This window comes from Comamonas sp. Z3 (genome assembly GCF_008121565.1).
GTDB lineage: Bacteria > Pseudomonadota > Gammaproteobacteria > Burkholderiales > Burkholderiaceae_C > Comamonas > Comamonas brasiliensis.
The window spans coordinates 1-12598 of record NZ_VOQU01000003.1; the positions used below are offsets into that span (position 1 = coordinate 1).

Here is a 12598-nt window from a genome sequence, read left to right on the forward strand (position 1 = left end):
TTTTTGTGAGCGTTTGATAACTCCGAAGAGTTTGTTCCGAAGAACTGGCTGCTTGCCCTCAAACGCCCACGCTTATCGGCTGTATTTTTTTAAGGAGCCGAGTGCAAAATCAAGAAGCTTGACTTTGGATCTCGTTGCTTGCTGCGATCAGCGAAGCCTTGAATTCTATCACAACTTTACCGACTGATTTCTTTCAGGCCGGCTAGCAAAAATTTGCATTTCGCTCAGTGCAGCCTTGCATTGTACACAGATTTTTGCTGTCCAGACAACACTCGCACGGACATCCAGACAAAGAACCCCGGCAGGCCTTGCCTGCCGGGGTTCTTTGTCGCTTCCTCAGACGCGAGCGGCCTGCTCCAGTGCGTCGACAAACAGCGACGCCACATCGCAGCCGGTCTGATCAAAGATCTCCTGGAAGCAGGTGGGACTGGTCACATTGATCTCGGTGACGTTATGGCCGATGACATCCAGCCCGATCAAGAGCAAGCCACGCTGCACCAGACGCTCCCCAATGAACTCGGCAATTGCCTTGTCCTGCTCTGCCAACGGCTGTGCAACCCCTTTGCCGCCGGCCGCCAGATTGCCGCGCACCTCATTGCCCTGCGGAATGCGAGCCAGACAGAACGGCACGGGCTTGCCGCCGATGATGAGCACCCGTTTGTCGCCATGAACGATGTCGGGCAGGAACTTCTGCACCATGACACTGGTGGAGCCGCCCTGATTCAGGGTTTCGATGATGCTGCCTAGATTGCGACCGTCTTCGCCGACTCGGAAGATGCCCATCCCCCCCATGCCGTCCAGCGGCTTGAGGATGATGTCCTGGTGCTCTGCATGAAAGGCACGGATGTCCTCGGCACTGCGCGTGACCAGCGTCGGCGAGATGAATTGCGCAAACTCCATGATGGCAAGCTTCTCGGGATGCTCGCGCAGGGCACCGGGCTTGTTGAAGACCTTGGCTCCCTCACGCTCGGCCTGGCCGAGCATGTGCGTGGCATAGAAGAACTCGGAATCGAACGGAGGGTCCTTGCGCATGACGATGGCGCCAAAGTCCGCCAGCACCGCCCGCGTAGACTGGGTTTCCTCGAACCAGCGATCCTTGACCCCGGTCAGGGTGATATGCCGCACCCGAGCCTTGACCTTGCCACCGCTTTGCCAGGAGATATGGCAAGGCTCGCAGGCCACGATCTGGTGACCTCGGCGCTGGGCCTCACGCATCATGGCAAAGGTGGAATCCTTGTAGATGACAAAAGATTCCAGCGGATCGGCGACAAACAGTATTTGCATGGTGAAGAACTCTAGCGGTTGATACAGGCATCATGCCGAGCCGGACATAACACCACAATATGACGGCTGATACTCAGGCCTTGCGAGCCCGCAGACTCTGGACAAGCAGGGCAAGGCTACCCGCGACCACACCCCAGAAGGCAGAGCCCACACCCGCGATGACGACACCGCTGAGCGTCACCAGAAAAGTGATGAGCGCGGCCTCTCTGTGCTTTTCCTCCTTGAAGGCCGTAGCCATGCCGCCGCCTATGGAGCCCAGCAAGGCCAATCCGGCGATGCAGGCCACCAGCTCCTTGGGAAAAGCCGTCAGCAGACCGGTGACCACCGCGCCAAAGATAGCTATCAATATATATAGCAGTCCACACACGGCAGCAGCGGTATAGCGCTTGTTTCTGTCCTCATGCGCCTCGTCTCCCATGCAGATCGCCGCCGTGATGGCGCTGAGGTTGAGGGCATAGCCGCCAAAAGGCGCCAGCAGCAAGGTCGCCACGCCGGTCATGCTGATGACCTTGGACACCGGTATCGGATAGCCCGTGGCGCGAATCACCGCCACGCCCGGCAGATTCTGGGAAGCCATGGTCACGACAAACAGGGGTAACGCCAGACTGATGAGCGCCTGCAGCGAGAACTCGGGGGCCGTATAGACGGGCATGGCCAGCCCGCCATGCACGGCCGACCATTGCATCTGCCCGCGCAGCGCCGCCCAGGCGGTTCCGGCCAGCAGGGTGATGATGACCGCATAGCGCGCAGCCATACGCCGCGAAAGCAGATAGGCAAGCAGCATGACCAGTACCAGCGACAGATTGGTCTCGGCCGCAGAGAAAGCCTGCATGCCGAACTTGGCCAGAACGCCGGCCAGCAGGGCCGACGCAATTTCCATGGGGATGCGGTTCATGATGCGCTCGAACCAGCCAGTCACCCCCACCAGGATGATGAGGGCCGCACTGACGATGAAGGCACCGATCGCCTCCCCCATGGAGAAACCGCCCGCCAGCCCGGCGGTCGCCAGCACCGCCGCCCCTGGGGTGGACCAGGCCACCATGACCGGCATGCGCAGAATCAGCGATGGGACCAGCGAACACAGACCCATGCCCAGGCCCAGCGCCCAGATCCAGGAAGTGATCTGCTCAGGCGTGGCATGAAACGCCTGTGCCGCCTGAAACACAAGGGCTACCGAACTGGTAAAGCCCACAAGCACGGCCACAAAGCCTGCGGCCACGGCGGCAGGACTCAAGTCTTTGAAAAAGCGCATCCGTGCATTCTGGCACCAGCCCCGCCAAAAATGATGCAGCCCGCGGAAGCGCGAATGGCGAAGCCGATCATCACTTCAAGATCAATAGCTATCAGCGCTTGCTGGTAAAGCGCCAAAGGCCTATTTGACTCAAAGTATCTACAGCTCGATCTTGGAGCCCAGCTCCACCACCGAGTTGCTCGGCAGGTGCAGGAAGTCCGCCACACGGCTCGCGTTCTTGTGCATCTGAGCGAACAGCTTTTCGCGCCAGTGTGCCATGGAGTTGTTCATGCGCGGAATGATCACGTCGCGCGACAGGAAATAGCTGGTGGCCATGGAATCCAGCTTGCAGCCCTGGGTGCGCAGCTGCGCCAGCGCTGCCGGCACGTCGGGTTCGTTCTTGAAGCCGTAGTGGATGATGACTTCCCAGCAGTCGCCCCCCAGAGACTCGGACTCCACCCGCTTGTCCATCCCCACCCAGGGCACTTCGTGGTTACGCACGGTCACAAAGAGATTGCGCTCGTGCAGCACCTTGTTGTGCTTGAGGTTGTGAAGCAGCGCATGCGGCACGGTACCGGGCTCGCCCGAGAGAAAGACTGCCGTGCCGGGGACTCGCATGGGCGGATGGCGCCAGGTGGCTTCCAGGAACTGGCGCAGATCCAGCGCATCCGCCTGCAGCTTCTGATGCAGCAATTCACGCCCTCGGCGCCAGGTCAACATCAGCGTGAAGACCGTGCCACCGATGAGCAGCGGGAACCAGCCACCTTCAAACAGCTTGAGCAGGTTGGAGGCAAAGAACGCCAGATCCACGACGAAGAAGAAGCCCGTCGCCAGCAGGCACAGGGCCAGCGGATAGTTCCAGCGGTAGCGGATGACAAAGAAGGTCAGCATGGTGGTGATCAGCATGTCCAGCGTCACCGCGATACCGTAGGCCGCCGCCAGATTGCCGCTGCTGCGAAACAGCAGCACGGCCAGAGCAATCGCCACAAACAGGCCCCAGTTCACCAGAGGCATATAGATCTGGCCGGTTTCCTTCACGCTGGTGTGGCGCACTTCAAGACGCGGGAAGTAGCCCAGCTGTATGACCTGGCGCGTCACGCTGAAGGCCCCGGTGATCAGCGCCTGCGAGGCGATCACCGTGGCCATGGTGGCCATGATGACCAGCGGCAGCAGCGCCCAGCTGGGTGCCATCATGAAAAACGGGTTCTTGACGGCCTCGGGATTGGCCAGCAGCAAGGCGCCCTGCCCGAAGTAGTTCAAGGTCAGCGCCGGCATGGCAATGCTGAACCAGGCCAGGCGGATCGGCTTCTTGCCAAAATGCCCGAGATCGGCATACAGCGCCTCGGCGCCGGTCACGCAGAGCACGACCGAGCCCAGAATGATGAAGCTGATGCCCGGACTGCCCCACATGAAGCGGACCGCGTAATGCGGGCTCAGCGCGGCCAGGATTTCCGGATGCCCCATGATCTGGTGCACGCCGAGCAAGGCGATGCAGGCAAACCAGGTCACGGTGACGGGACCAAAGAACTTGCCTATGCCTGCGGTACCGCGCTTTTGCACGAAGAACAGCAGAAACAGGATCACCAGCGTCAGTGGAATCACGGCCTTGGTGAAATGCGGCGAGATGACCTCCAGCCCCTCGACCGCCGAGAGCACGGAAATCGCCGGCGTGATCACGCCGTCGCCATAAAACAGCGAGGTGCCGAACATGCCCACCAGAAACAGCGTGCTGGACAGACGCGGCTTGTCCTTGACCGTCTGCGAGGCCAGGGCCAGCATGGCCACCAGTCCGCCCTCGCCGTTGTTGTCGGCGCGCAGCACCAGGACCACATACTTGAGGGAGACGATGACCGTGAGCGTCCAGAACAGCACCGACAGCACGCCATAGACGTTGTCCGGCGTGAACGGCACATAGCCCGAGCCGAAAACCTCCTTGACCGAGTACAAGACACTGGTGCCGATGTCTCCATACACGACACCGATCGCGCCCAAGGTCAGGGCGCCTAGCGAGGATTTCGAATTTTGCACAGGTCAGGAGCGACTCGTAAGGCAGTCACCGAGTGGGGAAATTGTCGGCATTGTGCGCTGTCCTCAGCGTCCGTGAAATCAGTCGTAGATTTCTGCGTCGGGATTAGTGGCTTCCAGCTCGTAGCTGGCAGCCAACATGGCCAAACGTGCTATCACGCCATACATATAGAAGCGGTTCGGTGCGCTGGCGCCCGGACGCGCGCTGACCTGAGGCAGGTGATTGCTCTGCTGGAAAGCCAGGGGCACATAGCCCGCACCGGGGGCGTTGAGGTTCTCGTCCTCGCCGCGCTCGGGGTGCATGCGGTAGAAACCACCCACCACGTAACGGTCCATCATGTAGACCACAGGCTCGGCCACGGCGTTGTGCATGCGCTCATAGGTCAGCACGCCCTCCTGCACGATGACGTCATGCACGGTCTGGCCATCCTTGATGACACCCATCTTGTTGCGGCTCTTGCGCGGCAGCGCGGCCAGTTCCTTGGCGTCGCGCACAGTCATCACGCCCATGCCGTAGGTGCCGTTGTCGGCCTTGACCACGGCAAACGGCTTCTCCTTGATGCCGTATTCCTTGTATTTGCGGCGCACCTTGGCCAGGATCACGTCCACCTGCTCGGCCAGGGCTTCCATGCCCGTGCCTTCGGCAAAATCGATGTTCTCCACATGCCCGAACAAGGGATTGATCAGCCAGGGATCGATGCCCAGCAGCTTGCCGAAGCGCTTGCCGACTTCCTCGTAGCTCTGGAAGTGGCGACTCTTGCGACGCACATTCCAGCCCGCATGCAATGGCGGCAGCAGGTATTGCTCGTAGAGCTCCTCGATGATGCCGGGCACGCCGGTCGAGAGATCGTTGTTGAGCAAAATCGTGCAGGGGTCGAAATCCTTGAGGCCCAGGCGACGCTTGCTGCGGATCACCGGCTCCAGCTTGATCTCGTCGCCCAGCGGCAGCGTGATGGACAGCGTCTTCTTGATCTCGGGGCTGATGGAGCCGATACGCACATTGAGACCCGCCATGCTGAAGATGCGCTTGAGCTGCAGCACGCTGGCCAGATAGTGGGTGTTGCGCGTGTGGTTCTCGGGGATGATGAGCAGATTGCGCGCCTCGGGACATATCTTTTCGATAGCAGCCATCGCAGCCTGCACGGCCAGCGGCAGCATTTCATCGGTCAGATTGTTCCAGCCACCTGGAAACAGGTTGGTATCCACCGGCGCCAGCTTGAAACCCGCATTACGAATGTCCACCGAGCAGTAGAACGGAGGCGTGTGCTCCATCCATTCCAGGCGGAACCAACGCTCAATGGCAGGCATGGAGTCGAGAATGCGCTGCTCAAGTTCGTTAATGGGGCCGGTCAAAGCCGTGACGAGATGTGGAACCATAAATACCCTCAGGAGACGGTGGTGGGGGGCAATTGTAGAGATTGAAGCATGAGATAGGTGTTTTCCCCAGCCTTTGTCTCAACGACGCCAAAATGCCGGCGAAAGCAAAGCCATGAAACTCAGTATCTCGAGCCGCCCCAACAGCATGCCCAGAGTACACACCCAGATCTGGAAATCCGTCAACACCGTGTAGTTGGATGCGGGCCCAACGGCCCCCAGGCCCGGCCCCATGCAGTGCACGCTGGCCAGCACGGCGGAGAAGGCGGTCAGAGGGTCGAGATCGGTCAGCAGCAGCACCATGCTCAGCACAATGACGGTGGCACCGTAGACCAGCATGTAGGCCAGCACCGAAAAAATCATCGGGTTATCTACCACCGCATCGCCCAGCCGCACCGGCTGCACAGCGCGTGGATGCACCAGACGCGTCATCTCGCGCCTGGCCTGCTTGACCAGAATCAGCATGCGCACCATCTTGATGCCGCCGCCTGTCGAGCCCGCGCTGGTGGCAACCCCCGACAGCAGCAGCAACAGAACGGGAATGAACACCGGCCAGGACAGATAGTCCGTGGTGGAAAAGCCGGTGGTCGTGGCGACCGAAACCGTATGGAACATGCCGTTGCGCAAGGCATCCAGCGGCCCGTAGACCCCCTTGACCCAGAGCAGCAGCGCCACCAGCAGGCCCGAGCCCAGCAGCACGCCGATCGTGGCGCGCATTTCGGGGTCACGCATAAAGCTATCGATGCGCCCCTTGCGCATGGCCACGAAGTACAGCGCAAAGTTGCAGCTGGCCAACAGCATGAACAGCAGGGCCGCGGCCTCCAGCAGCGGCGAATTGAAATAGGCAAAACTGGCATCGTGCGACGACAGCCCACCCAGACTCACCGTGGCGAACATATGCATCAGCGCATCCAGCGGCTGCATTCCGCAGACCCAGAAGGCCAGGAAACAGCCAATGGAGAACAGCGCGTACACGCCCCACAGGCCCTTGGCCGTTTCGGTAATACGCGGTGTCAGCTTGGTGTCCTTGACCGGGCCGGCGGCCTCCGCCCTGAAAAGCTGAGCACCACCGACCCCCAGCAGCGGCAGCACGGCCACGGCCAGAATCAGAATCCCCATGCCCCCCATCCACTGCATGAAGGTACGCCAGACATTGATGGACACCGGCAGCTGATCCAGACCGCTGAGCACCGTGGCCCCGGTTGTGGTCAGGCCCGAGACGGCCTCGAAGTAGGCATGGGTGAAACTGATGGAAATGCCCACCCGGTTCAGCCCCATCACCAGCGGCACCATGGCGCACAGCGGCAGCACCACCCAGACCAGCGTCACCAGGATCACGCCATGGCGCGGCTGCAGGTCCTGCTTGTGGCGGTGCAGGCCACCCCATAGCAGCAGACCCACGCCAACCGTCAGTCCGATTGACCAGGGGTAGATGCGCCAAATGCCATCCTGCGTGAACCAGGAGATGCCGAAGGGCAGCAACATGGCGCCGGCAAACATGATCATCAGCATGCCCAGCACACGCAGGACAGGAAGCAGGTCTTTCATGTACGCAGCTTAGAAAAAGGTGGCGCTGACACGGAACAGGTTTTCCACGTTGCGCACCAGTCGCTTGTTGGGCAGAAAGAACACCACATGGTCGCCGGATTCAATCACGGTATGGCTGCGTGGAATGATGACCTCGGTCTCCAATGCCGTGCCCGCCACCTCCTCGCAGGTCTTGCCCTCGGGAATGCCGCGCACGATGAGGCCGATGTGTACCTCCTCGGGCAGACGCAGCTCCTCCACCTTGCGCCCCACCACGCGTGAGCTTTTGCGGTCGCCGCGCGCCACGATCTCCAGGGCCTCGGCCACGCCACGGCGCAGACTGTGCACGGCCTGCACGTCGCCGCGGCGCACATAGGCCAGGAACTCGCCCAGCATGGCCTGCGCCGGCGACAGCGCGATATCGATCTGCGTGCCGTGCATCAGATCGGCATAGGCGCGGCGATTGATCAGCGACAGCACGCGGCGCGCGCCCATGCGCTTGGCCAGCAGGCTGGACATGATGTTGTCCTCGTCGTCGTCCGTCAGCGCGAGGAACAGATCCACCTCTTCGATGCCCTCTTCCTCCAGCAAGGCCTCATCGGTGGCATCGCCTTCCAGCACCAGCACTTCGGCAGGCAGCACCGACGACAGGCTCAGACATTGCTGGGCATTGGACTCGACGATCTTGACGTGAAAGCGCCCCGGGGTCTGCGCCAGCTTTCTGGCCAGCCGCAGGCTGACCTGGCCGCCGCCTGCAATCATGATGCGGAACACCGGGCGACTCGGACGCCCCTCGGGCAGGTTGATGGCCTTGAGAGCCTCGGATACATGTTCGGTCGCGGCCAGCATGAAGACTTCGTCACCTGGCTCTATGCGCGTGACACCGTCGCAGCGCACAAACCGGTCGGGCTCGTCCATGAAGCGGCGGTAGATCGCCACGATACGCATGGCCAGTTCCGGCATGCGCTCTCGCACCTGGCCAATCTGCAGGCCCACGGCAGGCGCGCCGGCGCGCGCGCGCACCGAGGCCAGGGCGGCCCGGCCGCCCGCAAAGGCGCGCACCTGCATGGCTTCCGGGTATTCGATGAGCTTGCGGATGTAATGGGTGACCGATTCCTCGGGACAGATGATGCGATCGACCGCAAAACCCTCCTTGCCCAGCACCGGGTCATCCACCGCAAAGCTGGACGAGCGCACCCGCGCAATGCGGGTCGGAATGTCGAACACGGCCTGGGCAATCTTGCAGCAGACCAGGTTGGTCTCGTCCATGGAGGCGCAGGCGATCAGCAGGTCGGTATCCTTGGCGCCAGCCTCGGCCAGGACCTGGGGATCGATGCCGTTGCCGACCACGCCGCGCAGGTCGAAGCGCGACTCCAGCTCACGCAATGCTCGCGCATCCGTGTCGATGACGGTGATTCCGTTTTGCTCGGACACCAGACTTTCGGCCACACTCTGGCCTACGCGCCCGGCACCCAGAATAATGATTTTCATGGTGTTATGGAAAGGGATCCAAGCTGCGGCATCAATTCAGACCGATGAGGGCCGCAAGCAGCCCCCTTCGGCGGGTGGATCTCAGGAACGGACTTCGCCGTCGCCCAGGACCACGTATTTGAGCGAAGTCAGGCCCTCGATGCCTACCGGCCCGCGCGCATGGAACTTGTCGGTGCTGATGCCGATCTCGGCACCCAGCCCGAACTCGAAACCATCGGCAAAGCGGGTGCTGGTATTGACCATGACGCTGGCCGAATCGACCTCGCGCAGGAATTTCTGTGCGTGCAGGTGATTGGTCGTCAGAATCGACTCCGTATGGTGGCTGGAGTACTTGTTGATGTGGGCAATGGCCTCGTCCACACCGTCCACCAGCTTCACGCTGATGATGGGCGCCAGGTATTCCTCGTACCAGTCCTGCTCCACCGCCTGGGCCAGCTTGGCATCCTTGACGGTCTGCAAAATGGCCAGCGCCTCGGCATCGCAGCGCATCTCCACGCCCTTGGCGGCATAGACGGCACCGATCCTGGGCAGGAAGTCCGCTGCCACGGCGCGTGCCACCAGCAGGCTTTCGCTGGCGTTGCAGGGGCTGTACTTGTTGGTCTTGGCATTGTCGGCCACTTTCACGGCCATGGCGATGTCGCAGGGGTCATCCACATAGGTGTGGCAATTGCCGTCCAGATGCTTGATGACGGGCACCTTGGCCTCGCGGCTGATGCGCTCGATCAGGCCCTTGCCGCCACGGGGGATGATGACGTCCACATAGTCGGGCATGGCGATGAGTTGGCCCACGGCGTCGCGGTCGGTGGTCTCCACCAGCTTGACACCGTCTTCAGGCAGCCCGGCCTCGGCCAGCGCCTGGGCCACCAGCTTGGCCAGCGCCTTGTTCGAGTCAATCGCCTCCGAGCCACCGCGCAAAATGCAGGCATTGCCGCTCTTGATCGAGAGGCTGGCCGCTTCGATGGTCACATTCGGGCGGCTTTCATAAATCATGCCGAACACGCCCAGGGGTACACGCATCTGGCCCACGCGGATGCCGCTGGGCATCTGCTTGAGGCCGCTGATCTCGCCGATGACATCGGGCATGGAGGCGAGTTGCTCGCAACCTTCGGCACAGGTCTCCAGCACCTTGGGCGTCAGACGCAGCCTGTCGACCATGGGGGCCGACAGACCATTGGCCACGGCACGCTCCAGATCGCGGGCATTGTCGATCTGCAGCGGCTCGACGTTCTCGCGCAGCAGACGGGCCAGCGCCTTGAGTGCTTTGTTTTTAGTAGCTGCAGACGCACGCGCCATCAGTGCAGAGGCGGCTTTTGCCTGTACACCGAGGTTGTGCATGTATTCGACGGTATTGAGCGCGTTCATGGCGTGATTTTCGCCGAGATAAGCAAGTTGCGCAGACAAGCCCGACCATGAGGGGGTTTATGGCCCTGCTGACACCTACACTCGGCCTCTGAATCGCAAGGAGACCTATGAGCCACAACACCACAGCGCTGCAGGAAAGCGCCCGCCAGCTTCAGCAGCTGCGCAGCGGATTCGAGCAGCTCGCCCACTCGCAGATCAGCGCCAGCGCCCTCGGCCAGCAGGCACGCGCAGCGACCAACTTGCTTGCGGCACTGCCGCCACGCTATGGCGAGGTGCTGCTCAATCTGCTGGACCGGCTCGAATCCAGCGCGCTGTTCACCGAGGAAAGCTGCTCCTTCAGCCAGAAGGACCTGCTGGACAACCTCCGAGCTTGGGCGGACAAAGCGCAGATACAACTGGAGAAGGTGCACTGAGCCGAGCACAACGAAAAAAAGACTCAGCTCTAGCGCGAGGGACACCGAGGAAGGGCCTACGCCGGCCGCGCCGCCCCGCACCGAAGGTGTCGTCCCCCTCCCGAAGAGAGAGGGGGAAGGCGGGGCCGCCCAGGCGCGCAGCACCTCAGGGGGTGTTCCCTATTGTCGCCAGCTGCATGGCCAGCTGTCGCAGGGCCTGCCAGCTGTCGCGCGGCCAGCCCTCGCTGGGCAGGCCTTTGACAATGCCGTCCACGGAATGGGCTGCCTGCAGCAACTCGGCCGCGCGTGCATCGCTGACACGTGGCAGCAGCCGCTCCATCAGCCTCTCCTTGGGGCCCCAGATGCGATTTTCGCGCAGCGCCATGGGCAGAGGCTTGCCGCCCGCCATGGCATCTTTCACGCGCTTGATGTTGCGAATGTCCTCGGCCAGCGCCCAATGCACCAGCACCTCGGCCTCGCCTTCGGCCTGCAGGCCGTCCAGCATGCGCATGCTGCGCGCCACCTGGCCCGAGAGCACGGCCTCGGACAGTTTGAACACGTCATAGCGCGCCACATTGAGCACCGCCTGCTCCACCTGCGCCAGGCTCAGCTCGCCCTCGGGGTGGAGCAAGGCCAGTTTCTGAATCTCTTGGTGCGCGGCCAGCAGATTGCCTTCCACGCGGTCGGCAAAGAACTGTAGCGTGCGCTGACCTTCTTCCCCGGCCGCCACGCGCTGGTTCTGCAGCGCCAGACGCTGGGCAATCCAGTGCGGCAGCGCACCGCGCTCCACCGGGTCGACCTGGATGGAGACACCGTTGCCGTCCAGCGCCCCAAACCAGGCCCCGGTCTTGGTGGCCTTGTCCAGACGCGGCAGACTGATCAGGGTCAGCGTGCTGTCGTTGCCCTGGGCGCTGCTGGCCAGCTGCTGCAGCGCAGCACTGCCATCCTTGCCGGGTTTGCCACTGGGAATGCGAATTTCCAGAATCTGCTTGTCCGCAAACAGGCTCAGGCTGCCGCCGGCCGCCAGCACGCCGCTCCAGTCAAAGTGCGCCCCCATGACGGTATAGCTGCTGCGCTCGGTATAGCCCCGAGCACGCGCCGCTGCACGAATCGCGTCGGCCGCTTCCTGCTGCTGCAAGGGCTCGTCGCCATGCAGCACATAGAGCGAGCGCAAGCCCTTGGCCAGATGGGAGGGAAGCTGGTTCAGCGCAAGCTGCATGGAGAAAAATTTTCTATAAAAAGCATCTGAAACGCCTTTATTTCGAGCGTCAGCAGCTATCAAATTTACCGAACCAGCAGTGGCGACTCGCTGGCCCGGGGGGGGAGCCGCTCAACAACTCAAAGAGGGTTCACGACACTTGCAGGCTCTTGACTGCAGCCAGACGGCGAATGATCTGCTGCACGATGTCGTTGCGCATGTCCTTGTTCAGCATTTCCTCTTCCGAGGCCTTGGACAAGGCATTGGTTTCGTTATAGGTCACGTTGCGGATCTGGCGAATCTCGACAGGCTCGATCAGCTCGTCGCCACCGGGCGTACGCAACGAGAAGCGCACGATCAGGCGCAACTCGATTTCACGGACCTGACCAGCCACGTTGGAGCCAATGATCACGCGCTGGGCCTGCTCGCTGATGATCTGGCAGATCACTTCGGCGGTATCGGGCGAAGCCGGGTCTTTGATCACGGTCAGCTTGTCGCTGGCCGACTCCAGACTGCGACGCAGCAGCACGCCCACGGGCGCACCGCGCCCCGCCTGTACGTAAATGGAGCGAAACACAAAATTCGGCGCACCGCGCAGGCGAAAGCCGCAGGCTCCCAGCAAAGGCGTCAGGGCCATCGCGGCCAGCAGCGTACGTTTTTGCATCAACTGTCCTTTTATCTTCAACCCGAGCAGCGAATTCGCCGCCCTGCCGC

The 12598-nt window shown here is 61.9% G+C and carries 10 protein-coding genes; 1 reads left to right on the plus strand and 9 read right to left on the minus strand.

Annotated features, from left to right (window positions below; genetic code table 11):
- Positions 1-336 precede the first annotated feature (336 nt).
- From gshB to FSY59_RS08590, 7 genes are all read right to left on the minus strand, one after another.
- Entirely contained in the window at positions 337-1284 is a 948-nt protein-coding gene (gene gshB, locus FSY59_RS08560) for a glutathione synthase (protein ID WP_148728815.1), read from the minus strand.
- 73 nt (positions 1285-1357) lie between these two features.
- Entirely contained in the window at positions 1358-2536 is a 1179-nt protein-coding gene (locus FSY59_RS08565) for a benzoate/H(+) symporter BenE family transporter (RefSeq protein WP_148728816.1), read from the minus strand.
- A gap of 138 nt (positions 2537-2674) precedes the next feature.
- A complete protein-coding gene (locus FSY59_RS08570; RefSeq protein ID WP_003060516.1) occupies positions 2675-4543 on the minus strand; it encodes a potassium transporter Kup in 1869 nt (622 codons plus the stop codon).
- A gap of 78 nt (positions 4544-4621) precedes the next feature.
- Positions 4622-5917 carry a glutamate--cysteine ligase gene (gshA, locus tag FSY59_RS08575; protein WP_003060514.1) on the minus strand — a complete coding sequence of 432 codons (1296 nt, stop codon included), beginning with the start codon at positions 5915-5917 and terminating at the stop codon, positions 4622-4624.
- A 78-nt stretch (positions 5918-5995) separates the two neighbouring features.
- On the minus strand, positions 5996-7462 hold the full coding sequence (locus FSY59_RS08580; protein ID WP_043375692.1) for a TrkH family potassium uptake protein: 1467 nt from the start codon (positions 7460-7462) through the stop codon (positions 5996-5998).
- 9 nt (positions 7463-7471) lie between these two features.
- The gene (gene trkA, locus FSY59_RS08585) at positions 7472-8932 is read right to left on the minus strand and encodes a Trk system potassium transporter TrkA (protein WP_003060510.1); all 1461 of its coding nucleotides are present in this window, start codon (positions 8930-8932) and stop codon (positions 7472-7474) included.
- Between the two features lie 81 nt (positions 8933-9013).
- Positions 9014-10294 carry a glutamate-5-semialdehyde dehydrogenase gene (locus FSY59_RS08590; RefSeq protein ID WP_003060508.1) on the minus strand — a complete coding sequence of 427 codons (1281 nt, stop codon included), beginning with the start codon at positions 10292-10294 and terminating at the stop codon, positions 9014-9016.
- Positions 10295-10401: 107 nt separating this feature from the next.
- On the opposite strand from FSY59_RS08590, the gene FSY59_RS08595 reads away from it, so the two are divergent.
- Positions 10402-10707, plus strand: coding sequence for a hypothetical protein (locus FSY59_RS08595; RefSeq protein ID WP_003060506.1), 306 nt, complete (start codon positions 10402-10404; stop codon positions 10705-10707).
- 145 nt (positions 10708-10852) lie between these two features.
- Here the strand turns inward: FSY59_RS08595 and holA are convergent, their stop codons facing one another.
- A complete protein-coding gene (holA, locus tag FSY59_RS08600) occupies positions 10853-11905 on the minus strand; it encodes a DNA polymerase III subunit delta (RefSeq protein ID WP_003060504.1) in 1053 nt (350 codons plus the stop codon).
- A gap of 130 nt (positions 11906-12035) precedes the next feature.
- Positions 12036-12548: an LPS assembly lipoprotein LptE gene (lptE, locus tag FSY59_RS08605; RefSeq protein WP_003060502.1), complete on the minus strand. Its 513-nt coding sequence runs from the start codon at positions 12546-12548 to the stop codon at positions 12036-12038.
- Positions 12549-12598 lie beyond the last annotated feature (50 nt).